Annotated in this window: 15 protein-coding genes and 1 pseudogene; 2 read left to right on the forward strand and 14 right to left on the reverse strand. The window is 44.8% G+C overall.

Annotated elements, in window-relative coordinates:
* Window positions 1-106, forward strand: a pseudogene (locus tag J6I44_RS19005) (IS1595 family transposase); the annotation flags it as partial.
* Between the two features lie 93 nt (window positions 107-199).
* On the opposite strand, the gene J6I44_RS19010 reads toward J6I44_RS19005, so the two are convergent.
* From J6I44_RS19010 to J6I44_RS19075, 14 genes are all read right to left on the reverse strand, one after another.
* The gene (locus J6I44_RS19010) at window positions 200-385 is read right to left on the reverse strand and encodes a DUF4469 domain-containing protein (RefSeq protein WP_350356722.1); all 186 of its coding nucleotides are present in this window, start codon (window positions 383-385) and stop codon (window positions 200-202) included.
* A gap of 370 nt (window positions 386-755) precedes the next feature.
* Window positions 756-1,148 carry a hypothetical protein gene (locus J6I44_RS19015; RefSeq protein ID WP_265767791.1) on the reverse strand — a complete coding sequence of 131 codons (393 nt, stop codon included), beginning with the start codon at window positions 1,146-1,148 and terminating at the stop codon, window positions 756-758.
* 157 nt (window positions 1,149-1,305) lie between these two features.
* Window positions 1,306-1,608, reverse strand: coding sequence for a cytochrome C oxidase subunit IV family protein (locus J6I44_RS19020; RefSeq protein WP_265767793.1), 303 nt, complete (start codon window positions 1,606-1,608; stop codon window positions 1,306-1,308).
* A gap of 22 nt (window positions 1,609-1,630) precedes the next feature.
* Window positions 1,631-2,287: a cytochrome c oxidase subunit 3 family protein gene (locus J6I44_RS19025; protein ID WP_265767795.1), complete on the reverse strand. Its 657-nt coding sequence runs from the start codon at window positions 2,285-2,287 to the stop codon at window positions 1,631-1,633.
* A gap of 36 nt (window positions 2,288-2,323) precedes the next feature.
* The gene (ctaD, locus tag J6I44_RS19030) at window positions 2,324-4,066 is read right to left on the reverse strand and encodes a cytochrome c oxidase subunit I (RefSeq protein WP_265767797.1); all 1,743 of its coding nucleotides are present in this window, start codon (window positions 4,064-4,066) and stop codon (window positions 2,324-2,326) included.
* Window position 4,067: 1 nt separating this feature from the next.
* Complete coding sequence (gene coxB, locus J6I44_RS19035; RefSeq protein ID WP_265767798.1) at window positions 4,068-5,018, reverse strand: cytochrome c oxidase subunit II; 951 nt, start codon at window positions 5,016-5,018, stop codon at window positions 4,068-4,070.
* The gene (locus J6I44_RS19040) at window positions 5,005-5,844 is read right to left on the reverse strand and encodes an SCO family protein (RefSeq protein WP_265767799.1); all 840 of its coding nucleotides are present in this window, start codon (window positions 5,842-5,844) and stop codon (window positions 5,005-5,007) included. Before J6I44_RS19040 ends, coxB begins: the two co-directional genes overlap by 14 nt.
* A 14-nt stretch (window positions 5,845-5,858) precedes the next feature.
* Window positions 5,859-6,413 (reverse strand): transposase, encoded by a 555-nt coding sequence (locus tag J6I44_RS19045; RefSeq protein ID WP_265767800.1) that lies wholly within the window; start codon window positions 6,411-6,413, stop codon window positions 5,859-5,861.
* Window positions 6,414-6,488: 75 nt separating this feature from the next.
* On the reverse strand, window positions 6,489-7,673 hold the full coding sequence (locus J6I44_RS19050) for a hypothetical protein (protein WP_265767801.1): 1,185 nt from the start codon (window positions 7,671-7,673) through the stop codon (window positions 6,489-6,491).
* 113 nt (window positions 7,674-7,786) lie between these two features.
* On the reverse strand, window positions 7,787-8,776 hold the full coding sequence (locus J6I44_RS19055) for a c-type cytochrome (RefSeq protein ID WP_265767802.1): 990 nt from the start codon (window positions 8,774-8,776) through the stop codon (window positions 7,787-7,789).
* Window positions 8,777-8,812: 36 nt separating this feature from the next.
* Complete coding sequence (locus tag J6I44_RS19060) at window positions 8,813-9,361, reverse strand: DUF3341 domain-containing protein (RefSeq protein WP_265767804.1); 549 nt, start codon at window positions 9,359-9,361, stop codon at window positions 8,813-8,815.
* 12 nt (window positions 9,362-9,373) lie between these two features.
* On the reverse strand, window positions 9,374-10,807 hold the full coding sequence (gene nrfD / locus J6I44_RS19065) for an NrfD/PsrC family molybdoenzyme membrane anchor subunit (RefSeq protein WP_265767806.1): 1,434 nt from the start codon (window positions 10,805-10,807) through the stop codon (window positions 9,374-9,376).
* 17 nt (window positions 10,808-10,824) lie between these two features.
* A complete protein-coding gene (locus J6I44_RS19070) occupies window positions 10,825-13,878 on the reverse strand; it encodes a TAT-variant-translocated molybdopterin oxidoreductase (protein WP_265767807.1) in 3,054 nt (1,017 codons plus the stop codon).
* Window positions 13,879-13,926: 48 nt separating this feature from the next.
* Window positions 13,927-14,571, reverse strand: a complete 645-nt coding sequence (locus J6I44_RS19075; RefSeq protein WP_265767809.1) for a cytochrome c3 family protein — start codon at window positions 14,569-14,571, stop codon at window positions 13,927-13,929.
* Window positions 14,572-14,938: 367 nt separating this feature from the next.
* Between J6I44_RS19075 and J6I44_RS19080 the strand changes: the two genes are divergently transcribed.
* The gene (locus J6I44_RS19080; RefSeq protein ID WP_265767811.1) at window positions 14,939-15,502 is read left to right on the forward strand and encodes a DUF420 domain-containing protein; all 564 of its coding nucleotides are present in this window, start codon (window positions 14,939-14,941) and stop codon (window positions 15,500-15,502) included.
* The last annotated feature ends 36 nt before the right edge of the window (window positions 15,503-15,538 follow it).

Here is a 15,538-nt window from a genome sequence, read left to right on the forward strand (position 1 = left end):
ACACACGTTTTTTCTGCATTTGAAAGAAACGGAATTTCGTTTTAATCATCGAAACAATAATTTATATAACATCTTGCTGAAGCTCCTTCGAGAAGATCCTCTTTGAGTCGTTTGCTTCACTAGACCCTTGATTATATTACAAGCAGATCTTCATCCAGCTGCCTGGTGCGAAGCTCAATGGTGTTTTTGGGTTTGGTGGCTATCTGAAGGTATTGCGATCGACGGGAGTTTTTGTACCATCCGGACTGATAAAGAATACGCCTTGTTGGCTGTCATCCGGTTCTATTTTTAAATGTCGCCCTGAAACAATGGCCATCCCACCGGGCGTTAGTTGGTCGTTTCGGGTGTCGGTTTCTATATCCCTGAACCAGACAGGTGTATTAATTTATTTCCTTCGAATGCTCTGCGTTAGCACGAGGGAAATATTAAAGGCCGTGGGTTTTTTATTAAATTTACTAAAAAAGGCAGCAGTTACGTGCGGGGTAACTGCTGCCTGTAAGGTTCAAGCCCTGTTTAGCATATGATCATTAACCTTTCTTGTTTTTAATCTGATCGTATACAATGGGGACAATAAAAAATGAAAATGCTACAATGCTTATAATAATAGAAGTTAAATCAATATCCATCGTGGTATAATTTTGTGTATAAGCTATACGTCAGGCAGACCGGATAAACATAGGTCCCCCGAGATAGCTTTTATTTATGTTAGAAAGTTGTCGGAATCTTGTCCGACGGTGGGTATAACCAGCGATGGATTACAAGAAAGAATGGAAGGGAAAGATCAGTTTCTTAATCGTGAGGCTTCGTTCCAGGTTACGGGCAACCCTATAATTGAATGAAGCGTAGTTGGTGGGACGGGAATCATCAGAAAGCTTCCCAGATGAAGAGTCCTCTACTTCAGTAAGGGTATCCGGGTTGACGAGCCGCGATAATATATTGCTTCCACTTTCTCCTTGGTGCGGGATCCGAAACCTATTGGCATTATCATCGGGCTTAGCTTGAGAGTTGGCTCTTTCAAACGGTTGCAGATGAGCTGTCTCTCGATCCGGATCCGAAGAGTTGGTGTTGGCCATGGCATTCCAGGAAATCCCCAGAAGCAGGCAAAAAAGCAATATGTTGTACCCTTTTTTCACTACCTGAAGATACAAAATATTGAGTAAAGTATTTGGAATGTTAGCTTATGAGAAATCGGGAAAGGGAGAAAGCTGTATAGTTATATCCAAGAGAACTTTGCAAAGTCCCCTCCAAATAAAAAAGCCGCTCCAAGTGGAACGGCTTTTAAAACAGTAGAATGTGAAGCGCTATTTAGAAAGAAGGAATAACTTCTGGACGGAAAAGAGTGTCGAGCAGTGTCAATCCTACCAATAGACCAAAAAACAAAAAGGCAGCCAGTAGTAACATACTGTTAAACTTAGTATCCCAATAGAGATTCATAAAGAATACGGCCACCAGTGAGCCTTTCATAATAGCTACTATCATTGCGACAATGATTGACCAGGGATTTGGAAGATGCAGGTAGTGTACCCCAACGGTAGCAATCGTAAGAATAAGCAGGGCACCCGCTACGCCCAGTAAGGTTTTGTCTGTTGAAATATGATGTCCACTCATGAGTAAAACGGTTTAATAGTTATCAATCAATTAAATAGAACAAAGGGAAGAGGAAAATCCAGATGATATCAACCAAGTGCCAGTAAAGGCCTGTCATTTCAATCGGCGTATAGTATTCTTCGCCAAAATGACCTTTGGTTGAACGCACCAAAAGCCAGATCATAAGTCCCATCCCAATAGTGACGTGGATACCGTGCAGGCCAGTCATTAGATAGTAGAGGCTAAAGAATACATTGGCTTTAGGGTGATCAATACCTTCAAAGGTGTAAAATTCACCGGGAAATATGCCAAGGTGAAATTTGTGAGTATACTCAAAATACTTAATCACCATAAAGATAGCCGCCAAGGCAAGGGTTATGCCCAGGTTGATGGCAATATTTCGCTTTTGATTGAGCTGTGCAGACTTGATAGCCATGGCAACGGTTAAGCTACTGCCAATGAGTACCAAGGTGTTTACACCTCCCCACAGCGTGTTAAGCTCCTCAGAAGCTAAAACAAAGAGCTCGGGATACCAAAGCCTATAGACGATATAAGCGGCAAAGAGTCCGCCAAACATTAGGATTTCTGTCACCAGGAATACCCACATACCCATCTTAGCAGCATCGAACTGCTGCTCAGCATCTACAAAATGATGCTGCTGAAATCTTGAATGTGAGGATGTGGTTGAATGATTTGCCATAATCAGATTCTACTGTTTTATAAAATTAATAATCAACTATTCAGCGCTTGTTTCCTCTTCGTTACTAACGGATACTTCTGCTCCATTAACATCACTGTGTGCGTTGTGGTTTTCTGCCAGACCAAGCTGGAACTCGTCCATAGGCTTATGGTAGTCATAAGGGCCGTTTACAATGACCGGCGTATGGTGGAAATTATGAAGCGGTGGACGCGAGTTTACCTGCCACTCGAGCGCGCGGCTGCCCCAGGGGTTTGGAGAAGCTTTTTCGCCGGTAAAGATTGATTTTACCAGGTAGTAAAAAATCATTACAAAGCCGAAACCAAGTATGTAGGAGCCAATCGTTGAGATCTGGTGGAAAGACTGGAACTGCTCAATGTAGTTGAAATATCGTCGCGGCATGCCCTGTGATCCCATTACAAATTGGGGCAGGAAGGTAACGTTAAAGCCAATAAAGATAATACCACAGGCAATTTTGGCCATGGTTTCATTATACATGCGACCAATCATCTTAGGCCACCAGTAGTGCAGGCCGGCCAGGAAGGCCATTACCATACCACCAACCATCACAAAGTGGAAGTGGGCCACAACGTAGTAGGTGTCGTGGAGGTGTACGTCAAGAGCAATAGATCCGAGTACAATGCCTGTTAGTCCACCGACCAGGAAGAGGAAGAAAAATCCAAAAATATAAAGCAGCGGTGAAGCCAGTTTGATAGATCCTTTGTATAGGGTAGCCGTCCAGTTAAACATTTTAATACCGGTGGGGATACCAACCAGGAAGGTCAGGAAGGAAAAGACCATCGTTGCCAGGGAAGCCTGACCGGAAACGAACATGTGGTGGCCCCAAACGAGGAAGCCAATAAAGGCAATAGCCAATGAAGAAAGCGCAATCGCCCAGTATCCAAAAATGTGTTTTTTGCTGAAAGTCGTAATTACTTCTGAGACGATACCAAAGCCGGGTACAATCATAATATACACGGCGGGGTGGCTGTAGAACCAGAAGAAATGCTGGTAGAGTACCGGATCGCCGCCCATAGCAGGATCAAAAATTCCGATGCCCAGAATACGTTCCATCCCAACGAGTGCGAGGGTAATGGCCAGTACCGGGGTTGCCAGAATCTGGATGATGCTGGTTGCATAAAGGCTCCAGGAGAAGAGGGAAAGCTTATCCCAGGTAAGTCCGGGAGCACGCATCTTGTGGATGGTGGTAATAAAGTTAACTCCGGTAAGGATCGAAGAAAATCCGATTACAAAAACCCCGAAAGTCATGATAGTCACAGCCCCTCCGGTTGTGGAAGAGTAGGGGGTGTAGAAGGTCCAGCCGGTATCAATACCGCCGGATACAATAGAGACAATCGATATGACAGCTCCGGCTACATAAATATAGTAACTCAGTAAGTTTAACCTGGGGAAGGCTACATCTTTGGCTCCAAGCTGCAGAGGCAGAAAGAAGTTCCCCAAAGCTGCTGGCACCGAGGGTACCAGGAAGAGGAAAATCATGATGGCCCCGTGCAGGGTAAACAGCTGGTTATAGGTATTGGCCTCAATAAACGTCTTGGCCGGGGTCCAGAGTTCTGTACGCACCAGCAGAGCCATAATACCACCGACGAAAAAGAAGAAGGTGATAGAGGCCAGGTACATTAAGCCGATTTTTTTATGGTCAACCGTTGTCAACCATGTCCAGAGTCCTGTTTCTTCATTAAGATAATGCTTGTCAGGATCTGATTCCGGTTCGTACCGCTGAACCTGGATTTTCTTAGGATTTGCTTCTGCAGTAGCCATATTATTTCAGTGTTTTTATGTATTCAATAATAGCATTGATCTGTTCCTCATTCAGCTGCCCCTGGTAGGTATTCATGACGGCAGGGAAGCCCTGAACGACTTTAGCATTGGGCTCCAGGATAGATTCTCGAAGGTAATTTTCATCTACAGTAACCGAGGAGCCATCAGCAAGAGGTTCCTCACTTCCGAATTTACCTTGCCAGGTGGGGCCAGTCATTTGGCTTCCATCGGTAGAGTGGCAGGTTGCACAGGCATATTCCTGGGCCAACTGTTCACCCCATTCAGCAGGTGCTAAATCTTCTGGTTTGGAACCACCGCCCGCATTTTCGGCAAGCCAGGTCTTAAAATCAGTCTGTTCATGGACAACAACCGTGCCCAACATATCGGAGTGGGCCGTACCGCAGTATTCGGTACAGTAAATAATTGATTCTCCCGGCTCTTTGGCATTAAACCAGAGTTCGGTGTATTGTCCCGGTACAACATCTTGTTTTAACCGATAATCGGGCACATAGAAGGAGTGGATAACATCATTGGAGCTCATGATAAGCTTAATGGGGCGATCAGCCGGCACATGAAGCTCTCCATTGGTTCGTGCACCATTTTCATAGGTGAACTGCCACATCCATTTTTGTCCCGTTACTTTAATTTCATAAGCATCATCGGGAACCACTTGTTGGTCCATAAAGACCTTGTATCCCCATCCAAAAACCACGAGTACCAAGATAAGTGGAATGACCGACCAGGTTACCTCCAGGGTATTATTGTGGGTGATAAGGGGGGTGACCTCGTCTTCTGATTTACGTCGGTATTTGTACACAAAATAAACAATGACAGCAATAAGCCCTATCGTCAAAGCGAGGCTGCTGAGGTGTACAAACCAAAAAAGAGTATCAGTTTGGTGAGCCAGCGTGGATTTGGCCGGAGGTAGTAATAGATCGTTAAGCGCGTCCATTCGGTTTATTTATTTGCTTTTCATTTGTAGAAGATCGGTGTCGCATCCACATGAAACTAAGAAAAATTCCCAGAATTATCATGGTAGCAAAACCACCGATTTTCATAATTCGCCAGGCAACAGGTACATATGAATTAGAGTCTGCGTCATATTGGTAGCAGTAGAGCAATACTTGCTCTGTGGTGCTCCCAATATCGCCATCCGCTGCCTCATATAATGCATTTCGCATGTTAAATTCATCAAACTTGAGTCCATAAAGGTATCGTGTAATAGTTCCATCGGGACTCAAAAACATAATCGCCGCTCCGTGAGCATACTCCCCATTTTCAAGTTTCTGCGTATTGAAACCTACGGCTTCTGTAAGTTTATGAATATTTTCTTTGTTGCCTGTCAGGAAGTGCCAGCCTGTTTCAGAACCCTTCCTGTTCAGTTTATTTAAATACTTCGTCTTATTTTTGGCTGCCAGCTTAGGCCCCTCTTCAGGGTCAAAGCTAAAGGTAACAATATTATAGTCCGTACCCGGATTCCATTTCAAGTCTTTTACACCTTTAAAAATGGCTTCTTTGATCATTGAACAAAGCTGCGGGCATTCGTAGTAAACCGGATTCAGCAGCACCGGTTTATCATCTTTAAAAAGTTCGTTTAACGTTATTGAATCGCCTTCAGCCGTAGCAAACGTTAAATCCAGTGGGATCTGTTCTCCCAGTTGTTCTGTCACTCCTACATTCTGGATGTTTTGGGGCTTCTGTTTGTTTAACTGCGCAACAGAAACCACGGGGTGCAGGAAGAAGCCCAAGATTGCAAAAGCTAATCCTACATTATGCATAAGACCATAGTCATTTATTCTTCATTGACAGCCATATTATTAATTACACTGTCAATTGGCATACTGTATGTTCCTTCTTCAAGGTTTACGACGCCAAAGTTATTCAAATGTTCGTTTGCTTCCTTTTTTAGCTGCACCGATTGGTAGTAATCTCCACTTTCGGCGGCAACACGCTGTTCCATATTTTGTGTGTTGTATTGGTACATCTCAAAAAGCGCTTGTACAAATACTAGAACCAAAACGATGCCTAAAACACTCCAAAATGTGAGTCGTTTATAGTTTAGGTTGTCAGACATCACCCCATACTCAATAGAGGAGCTTACCTCTTCTTCTGAGACGGTTACATCAACGGTATTAGAAGCTTTATGTGCCTTATCTTCAGTCTTATCAGCTTCTTTAAAGGCCTCTTCGCCTCCTTTCTCGAGTTCAGTAGCCCACATAAGAATCACAGATACAGGGACATTATGTTCTTTGGACAGCTGCTCAAGGTTCTGTTTGGATTGATCCAACGCTTGCTGGGCAATCTTTTTCTTGAACTCCGGTGTGTAGTTATTCTCTTCGGTTGGCATGGTCGTTAGTTACTTAACCTTCGCAGCGGGCAGACCCTTACTGCGTTAATTATGTTATTTGCTGATAATTTCAATTTAGTGCTTATCCAGTGAGTCGGCCAATCGAGGGTCGTTGACAGGAACCATCTTATTCTGCTTAAACTTGTGAAAGAATAATCCAAAGAAAATTCCTCCAAGTCCCAGGAAGCTGGTTACGGTCATCCAGTTAAAATGGAAACCATGATGATCGAGTACCGGCATTACAAGCCAATACAGTTCTACCAGATGCGAAGCAAGAATGAGCACCGAAATAGTAGCAACAATGTTGTAGTTCGATTTTGTCTTTTTGGGCAGAAGTACTACAAAAGGAATCACAAATCGCCCAAAGAGATAAAAGTATGCTAAGTATTCATAACCACCGCTGAGACGCTCCAAAAACCAGACGGTCTCTTCGGGGATGTTGGCATAATAAATAAGCAGAAACTGGCTGAATGCGATATAAGCGTAGAATACCGTAAATCCGAACATCTGTACTCCCAAATCATATATATGTCCTTTTTTGATGGTGTTTGTCAACAGATCCTTTTTCCAGAGAAACAGGATCAGAAGGATAAAGGTGGCAAACATCACCTGGAAACTCATGGCAAAGTAATAGACACCAAAAATGGTTGAGTACCAGTGTGGGTCAAGCGACATCAACCAGTCAAAAGAGGCGAAAGCAAGCGTTATGGCAAAAAAGAAAAGGCCCGGGCCGCTGGTTCGCCGGAGCAGTGTCTGCAGCCCCCAGTCGCCTGTTTCATCCATCTCGATAGACTTGTTATACATCCTATAGCCGAGAAAACTCCAAACGCCAAAGTAGATAATCTGCCGGATGATAAAGAAGGTACTGTGCAAGTAGGGCTCCTTACCCTGTAAGACCGGATCGTGAGCTACGGCCTCGGGGTGGGTCCAGTGGTAAAGGGAATGCATACCCAAGAGGACAGGAATAATAAATAGGGCCCAGATCCAGATATTGGAAGAAAAAGTTTCAGGGATACGACGGATAGCTACACTCCAGTGCGAGCGGGTAAGGTGCTGCAACAATACGAAGAATAAACTGGCCAGGGCAATACTGGAGAAAAAGGCGAAGTTGACCAAGTAAGAAAAGAAAAACTGGCCATGATCCAGAAAATAGCCTAATCCACTGGCTATCAAACCTACGATCCCTACTCCAAATAAGGATTTGGTGATATTCAGATCAGTAGGAAAATCCAGCGTATCAGTTAGTTTGGGCTTGCTCATAATTTTTAAAAGACGATTAAGCTTTTATTTGTACACTTAGGTGTTTGCAACAGTTACCTCTGCGTATCTACTGAGGATTAGTTGAACCTTCTGTTATTGTTGATCTAATTTCGTTATTCGGCTGCATCATTTAACGATTTTATGTATGCAACCAGTGAGCCGATTTCACTTTCGGACAATTGGTCATAGGGAACCATAGAAGGTGGAAACCCTTTTACAACCTTAGCAGATGGATTAGTGATAGATTCCTTCAGATACTCTTCATCGGCGGTCACGGTTGATCCATCTTCAAGTTCAACTTCACGGCCGTACAGACCCTTCCATGTTGGTCCAATAATTTTGGACCCGTCGAGTGAATGACAACTGCCACAAACATTTTCTTCGGCAATAGCTTTACCACGCTCTACAGAAACTTCATCACTGGCGCCTTCTGCTGCTTTTGCTTCTGCAGCGGCTGCGGCAGCCTGTTGGTTCTTAAACTCTTCCTGCATGGATGTCAGGTTAACATCATACTGACGAATTTCTTCTTCGGTAGCATTTTGACTTTTCTGTAGCGCCCGCAAATAGCCGACAATGGCCCATCGGTCTTTAACGGGAATCTGTTGGGCATAAGAAGGCATCGTTCGAATGCCATTGGCAATGACCGAATACAGGTAACCATTACTTTGATTTCGCAGGCGATCAATATGAAAGCTGGGTGCAGGAACAAATCCGTAGTTGCCAGTCATAATAATACCTTGTCCATCACCGCTGATACCGTGGCAAGGCGTGCAGTATACTTCATAACGATCTTTACCGCGGTACAAGAATGATTTCGTCAGTTCAACGGGAATTTCTTCCACAAAGCTGCTGTCTTCGTTAATTCCTTGATAGTAAACCTTATCATGACGCAGGTTACCACGAGAAACGGTTCCTTCAACGGGCTGACGCATCGCACGGCCGTCTTCGAAGAAGGTATTTTGTTCCTGAGGTTCAAACCTTTGTTGCTGGTCCATATTCATATTGGGATGAACCGGTGGCTTTTCAGAAATTTGTCCACGGCATGACATCAGGACCATTGGCAGGGCAATAGCCGCAAGAAATAAGTGCTTAGTAGCTTTCATCGGATCGTTATGCAAACTAAAGATTGTTTTGTTGATTTATTCCGAATCGTAAACGGTTTCAATATGTGTAGCTCCATTATCCTGGAAGAGCTTGGTAACTTTATCTTCGGCAAAGAGATCGTCAGTTGCTTCCACACAGACGAAAAAACCATCGTCGGAAGCCTTTTCAAAACGATCGGCATTGAAAAGCGGATTATTGAATCTTGGCAGTTTATTCAGGCCAAGCATTCCAAAGACGGTAGCAAAAGCCGACAACAGTACCGTTAACTCAAATGTAATGGGTACATAAATAGGAATATTAATAAACGGTTTACCACTAATGTTCATGGGGTATTCATATCCCATTACCCAGACCATGAGGGTGACCGCTCCAATAAGTCCTGTTAAAGCGCCCCCAAGTACAATCCATCCGAGAGGAGATTCTTTAATACCCATCGCTTTTTCCATTCCGTGAATAGGGAAGGGGGCATACGTATCGAAATCTTTGTACCCGGAATTTTTGACAGAGGCAGCGGCATCAACAAGTTCCTTTGGATTACGGAACTCTGCTAATACACCGTATGTCGTTTTATTTTCTGTTTCCATAAATATCAGTTACTAAACAGTTTGCTCTTGCTGAACCACCACAGGTTCAGTTTTTGATTCTACAAATTTTTGTGATTCTTCATCATAATTATGAGGATCGGCTTGCGGCATCACCCCTTTAACTTCTGCAATAGCAACCATGGGTAAGAACCTCAGGAAGAGCAGGAAGAAGGTGAAAAAGAGACCGAACGTGCCTATATAAATGATGATATCCCAGAAGGTGGGTGAATAATAATCCCACGCAGAGGGCATAAAGTCGGTTGAAAGTGATGCAACGGCAATCATAAACCGCTCAAACCACATACCGATGTTCACAATAATTGAAATCACAAAAGTGATGGCCACGTTACGCCGTATATTCTTAAACCATAAAAACTGTGGTGTTACCACATTACAGAACATCAGAATCCAGAAGCCCCAGGCATAGGGACCAACGACGTAGAGCCAGAAAATACCTTGTTCATAAATATAACCACTGTACCAAGCCACAAAACCCTCCATCAGGTAAGCAAAAGCAACTAAGTTACCTGTCACCATCATTACGAGGTTCATTTTCTCCATAATATCGATGTTCATGATATCCTCAAGCCCGTAGATTTTGCGGGCAATCAACATGAGGGTAAGCACCATGGCAAAACCAGAATAAATAGCACCAGCCACAAAGTAGGGGGGGAATATCGTACTGTGCCAGCCCGGGATAACAGAAACGGCAAAGTCAAAAGATACAATGGTGTGTACAGAGAGAACCAGGGGCGTTGCAAGGCCGGCTAAGATCATATATGCCTTCTCGTAGTTCCACCAGTTGCGGAAGCTACCAGTCCATCCCAGGGCGGCAATACCATAAGAGATTTTGGCTACTTTGCTCTTGGCTTTATCACGCAGCGTAGCAAAGTCAGGAATGAGTCCAACATACCAGAAGAGCAGGGATACCGTAAAATAGGTGCTTACCGCAAATACGTCCCACAGCAGGGGACTGGAGAAGTTCGGCCAGGCAGCCATCTGGTTGGGAATGGGGAACACCCAGTAGATCACCCAGATACGTCCCACGTGGATAGCCGGAAAAATACCGGCACACATTACCGCAAAAATCGTCATAGCCTCCGCAAAACGGTTAATAGCCGTTCGCCAACCCTGTCGGAAGAGGAAAAGGATAGCGGAAATCAAGGTTCCGGCGTGACCGATACCCACCCACCATACAAAGTTGATAATAGCCCAACCCCATCCAGCTGGGTTATTTAAGCCCCAAATTCCGGTTCCATCCCAAATAAGGTACCCAATGGCTCCCAAAAGAGTGATAAGAAGGATGTTGGCAAGACCAAAAGCGAGGTACCATAGGTTAGGAGTAGAAGACAGGGGCGTCTTCACAATCATATCAGTAATACTCCTAAAAGAATGGTCACCTTTTACGAGTTTTGGCTCTGGTACGTATTGATAATCTGTGCTCATCGTAAAATTATTGAAAATTAAGCCAATTTCGGATTGGGGTTACTAAGTTCAGAGAGATACGAAGTTCTGGGGCGAGTGTTAAGTTCTTCAAGAAGCAGGTAGTTGCGATTGTTGTTCTTGGTCTTCACAACTTCACTGTCAGGATCCGTAAGGTCACCGAAATAAATAGCATCGGCAGGACAAGCTTGCTGACAGGCTGTTTCTACTGAACCGTCTTCCGGCTTCATTGTTGCGCCGTTTGTGTCGATATCCGTCTGGATTTTTGCTCGATTCACACGCTGCACGCAGTACGAGCATTTTTCCATGACACCACGGAACCGAACACTTACTTCCGGATTCATCGCCATTTGTACGATTTCCGGATCATCACCGCTGGTCAAAAATTCTTTGGAATAGTTGAAGAAGTTGAAGCGACGAACCTTGTATGGACAGTTGTTAGCACAATAACGAGTCCCGATACAGCGATTATACGTCATTTGGTTCATCCCATCTTCACTGTGGGTGGTTGCCGCAACGGGACATACCTGCTCACAAGGCGCCATCTCGCAGTGCATACAGGGCACTGGCTGGTGTAACGCTTTTGGATTGTTGACATCGCCCTCATAATAGCGGTCGTTGCGGATCCAGTGCATTTCACGGCCCCGGCTCACTTCTCGTTTCCCGACAACCGGGATGTTGTTCTCAGCCTGGCAAGCGATAGTGCAAACACCACAGCCCGTGCAGGCATTCAGATCGATAGACATACCCCATTGAGGTTCGCCATCGGGATATTCTTGCTCATCAATAGGATTAAAGATAGAAAGCGGATCTTCTTCGCCGTGCTCTTCAGCATACGACAGACCGGGCATTTCTGCATCATAAGATGATTCATAAGTGGAGAAATGCGGATCTTCACGATATTCTTGCAGGGTTGCATGGCGCAGGAGGGATCTTCCTTCCATCGAGTTGTGGTCCTGCGTACAGGCAATCTCATAGGTGCTGCCCGTTTTCTCGACCGAAATATCAGATGCATAAAGCATATTGGAGGTCGTACGCAATGGATAGGTGTCAACACCGGTCTTATTTGCAACACGACCGATACCTTCACGCCCATACCCCACGGTGATGGTAATGCTGTCATCTGCGTGGCCGGGCTGTACCCAGGCAGGCAGTTCGACAGTGGTTCCATCAACCGTAATAGAAACAATTTCTACCTCCGATTTACCAAGCCCGGCTTCTTCTACACCCAGTTCGTCCGCTGTTTTCTTACTCATCAGCGCAACATTATCCCAAGTGATCTTCGTCATTGGTTCAGGAAGTTCCTGAAGCCAGCCATTATTGGCAAATCGTCCGTCAAAAACTTTTGAATCAGGGCGAATAACCAGTTCCATACCCTCAGCAGAAGCTGTATCGTTGATAAAACTACTTGCCTGCGAACTAAACTCATCAGAAAGGCTTGCTGAGACCGTAGGATAAGTCTCTTCTTCGTCGGCAATACCATCGTGCAGTGTCTGCTCCCATTGGTTCTTGAAATTGGAGCTAAAATAGGATTGCCAGGTCTCTTGAACGAGATCATAGCCTTCTGCAGGCTCTCCGTTGAGGATGGTGCTTAAAAATTCAATTTCACTGACGCCGGAGTATAACGGCTCAATCTGCGGCTGGACAATAGATCGGCTTCCGGTATAGGATCGACCGTCGCTCCAGGCCTCAAGAAAGTGAGCCCGGTTAATGTGCCAGCTTGCCTGTTTTGAGGTCTCATCGTAATAATCAGAGAGATGAATAACCTCCGTGGCGTTGGAAAGTGCATCTGAGAAGTTCAAGTCAGCAGGAGCGGTAAATGCAGGGTTGGTACCCGTCAGTACAACCGTATCGATTTCGCCATTGTTAAGGTCTTCAACAAGTGTGGCAAAAGCTTCGCGATTGTTTTGGTCATCAATGTGATCGACCTCGTGATACGTAACGGTTTCACCAGCATTGCCAAGAGCCGTATTAATAGCAGCAATAGTGGCATGGAGCTCAGGCTGGTGTTCGCTTCCTACTGTTAGGATAGATTCGCCTTCATTTTCAAGCAGTTCTTCTGCCAGAACGGGAATCCATTCATGATCCGAAAATTCGTTGTTATAACCGCTGAAAGCCGACAGTCCGTTAACAGATCCGGAGAGTTCAGCTGCAAGGGCATATATAAAGGAACCGATATTGCCGGATTTAATGCGCAAACGGTTGTCAGCATTAGAACCGGTTATTGAAAAGGTGCTCTCGATAGCATAAAAGCGTGACATACCATCTTCAGGAGAGCTTACCTGCCGTCCACTTGTAAATTCCTTGGTGTTTTGAACACTGTTTTTATCACCTGCAGGATTCAGGAAGTCATCATCAAAACTGACAATTACATTGGCAGTATCGAAGTGGTTAACCGTTCGCAGGCGTTGCCCAAAAGCGATGTTGGTGCCTTCAAGGGCATTGTCTTCGCCGAAAGCCTCATACGTTATCCAGCGGGCATTCGGGAATTGGTTGAGTGCCTGCTCTTTTAATCTATTATAAGTAAGAGAAGAGTTGGCCTCCGATACAAAAGCAATATTTTGATCGGTGTTGGAAAAATGATTGGCGCAGAATTTAGCAAAAGCACTTACTGACGAGCGCTCGCCGTCGTTCCGGACGTAGCGAGAGCGATCAGGATCGTACATATTCAGAATCTCGGCCTGCCCAAAGGCACTGGTATTTCCTTTGCTGGCCGGATGCATATCGTTTCCTTCAATTTTGCCCGGTCGGCCTTCATGGTTTTCAACAACAATACCCGTCAACGCATCCTGAAAGGGCATTGCTGAGGCATAATACAAGGGTTTGCCGGGGGTTACTTCTTCCGGCATATCCGAATAAGGCATGATCTTCTGCACAGGACGCCGGCAGGCTGCAAACCCGGCAAGGGCTATAGAAGCACCCATTACGCGCAAGAAACTACGCCGTGATACCTCATCGTTGAGTTCAGTAGCATTTTCGGGGAATTCGCGCTCGACGAACTTTTGGTACTCCTCATTTTTGGCAAGTTCGCCCAGGCTTTTCCAGTAATTGGGACTCTTTACTTCTTCGCTCATTCGGTTACAATTGCGTTAATTCAGATTCGTTCGGTTTGTTATACCTTATTAATAGTGGCAGCCTTGACAGTAGGTCGGGGGCGCAATATTATTTTTGGCCACTAACTCACGACCTCTTTCGATCTGGTTGGGAACTTCATACCCCATTGTTGTCACTTCTTCGACAGGACGCACATGTTGTTCAGGATTGCGATGGCAGTCAAGACACCAGCTCATGCTCAGTGGCTCGGCCTGTCGTACAACTTCCATCCGATCTATACGGCCGTGGCAACTTTCACAACCTACGCCCACATTTACGTGTGCTGCGTGATTGAAATAGGCGTAGTCAGGCAGGTTGTGTACGCGAACCCACTCCATCGATTTGCCTGTTTCCCAGCTCTCCCGAACTTTGGCCAATTTAGGACTGTCCGTCTTAATTTGGCTATGGCAGTTCATGCAAGTTTCGGTTGCTGGCACATTGGCCTGTTTAGAATCAAATACTTTGGTATGGCAGTATTGGCAATCAAAATCCAATTCGCCGGCATGGAGTTTATGGCTAAATGGAACAGGCTGTTCCGGAGCGTAGCCAACATCCGTATATTCCGGAGAGAAATAATACCAAACTCCGGCTACTGCTGCTGTTGCGATAATAATCAATCCGAGCAATAACCGCTGCGGTACATCGTCTGCCCATTTGGGGAAAATCTGAGCCATAGGTCTCGTAGAATTTATCGTTGCTTGGTTAGCAAATATTCGTAAAAAACTTTTCGGCCTGAAGGTATGGAAAATCCGACTCTTTTAGAACCCAGAAAAATAGCATTGATCATATTTAAAACGATTCTAAATAGATCGGTTACCTCGGTCTGTAACCCGAAAATAAAGTTCGTTAAGATATCATCTATTTTTTAAAAATGCCTAATTTAATCCCTGAATAGTTTTCAAAATATGCTGAAATCTTGACAGACTCTCTATTGGCTTTGCCGAATAGCGGGGTAAATATTAAGAACTGTAAACCACTCTGAATTATGTGGCAATATCCGTATCTTTGTGGCCTTATAAAATTGAACTGTATTTTTGAGTAATGAATAATGACAAGCCCTTTACGTTAGATCTGTTAAAAGATATTAGCCTGGCAAAGGCTATTGGTGTTATACTATTAATAAGTGCGGCGGCCTTTGGCTTTTTAATCTGGCTGATCTACTTCAAGGGGGGGAGTGATTACAGTTCAAATCTGATAACCAGCCTGCCCGCGCTCAATGCTTTATTAAATAGTACCAGTACGGTGCTGTTATTATTTGGATACAATGCTATCCGTCAGCGGGATTTTACCAAGCACATGAAGTATAACTTAACGGCCTTTGTTACCTCTTCTTTGTTTTTGATCAGCTATGTAATTTACCACAACTTCCATGGCAGTACGCCCTTTACGGGCCAGGGCATCATTCGCCCCGTCTATTTCTTCATCCTGATCTCTCACATTATTCTCTCGGCCCTTGTTATGCCCATGATTCTCACCAGCTTCTATCTTGCCTTTTCCGGCAAACTGAAGCTGCACCGCAGAGTATCCAAAGTAACGCTGCCGGTTTGGTTGTACGTGTCAGTTACGGGTGTGGTTATTTTCTTCCTGCTGAGGGCATACAGTTAGTTAATCGTTATTGGTTATTAGGTGATTTTGTCCACT

The sequence above is a fragment of the Fodinibius salsisoli genome, assembly GCF_026229185.1.
Taxonomy (GTDB): Bacteria; Bacteroidota; Rhodothermia; order Balneolales; family Balneolaceae; genus Fodinibius; species Fodinibius salsisoli.

Bases quoted from the DNA above. Each gene is read 5' to 3' on its own strand.
- J6I44_RS19080 (WP_265767811.1), top strand. From the start codon at position 14,939: ATGAATAATGACAAGCCCTTTACGTTAGATCTGTTAAAAGATATTAGC.
- J6I44_RS19025 (WP_265767795.1), bottom strand. From the start codon at position 2,287: ATGGCAAATCATTCAACCACATCCTCACATTCAAGATTTCAGCAGCAT.
- J6I44_RS19075 (WP_265767809.1), bottom strand. From the start codon at position 14,571: ATGGCTCAGATTTTCCCCAAATGGGCAGACGATGTACCGCAGCGGTTA.
- J6I44_RS19050 (WP_265767801.1), bottom strand. From the start codon at position 7,673: ATGAGCAAGCCCAAACTAACTGATACGCTGGATTTTCCTACTGATCTG.
- J6I44_RS19020 (WP_265767793.1), bottom strand. From the start codon at position 1,608: ATGAGTGGACATCATATTTCAACAGACAAAACCTTACTGGGCGTAGCG.
- J6I44_RS19045 (WP_265767800.1), bottom strand. From the start codon at position 6,413: ATGCCAACCGAAGAGAATAACTACACACCGGAGTTCAAGAAAAAGATT.
- J6I44_RS19070 (WP_265767807.1), bottom strand. From the start codon at position 13,878: ATGAGCGAAGAAGTAAAGAGTCCCAATTACTGGAAAAGCCTGGGCGAA.
- coxB (WP_265767798.1), bottom strand. From the start codon at position 5,018: ATGGACGCGCTTAACGATCTATTACTACCTCCGGCCAAATCCACGCTG.
- J6I44_RS19060 (WP_265767804.1), bottom strand. From the start codon at position 9,361: ATGGAAACAGAAAATAAAACGACATACGGTGTATTAGCAGAGTTCCGT.
- J6I44_RS19040 (WP_265767799.1), bottom strand. From the start codon at position 5,844: ATGCATAATGTAGGATTAGCTTTTGCAATCTTGGGCTTCTTCCTGCAC.
- nrfD (WP_265767806.1), bottom strand. From the start codon at position 10,807: ATGAGCACAGATTATCAATACGTACCAGAGCCAAAACTCGTAAAAGGT.
- J6I44_RS19055 (WP_265767802.1), bottom strand. From the start codon at position 8,776: ATGAAAGCTACTAAGCACTTATTTCTTGCGGCTATTGCCCTGCCAATG.
- ctaD (WP_265767797.1), bottom strand. From the start codon at position 4,066: ATGGCTACTGCAGAAGCAAATCCTAAGAAAATCCAGGTTCAGCGGTAC.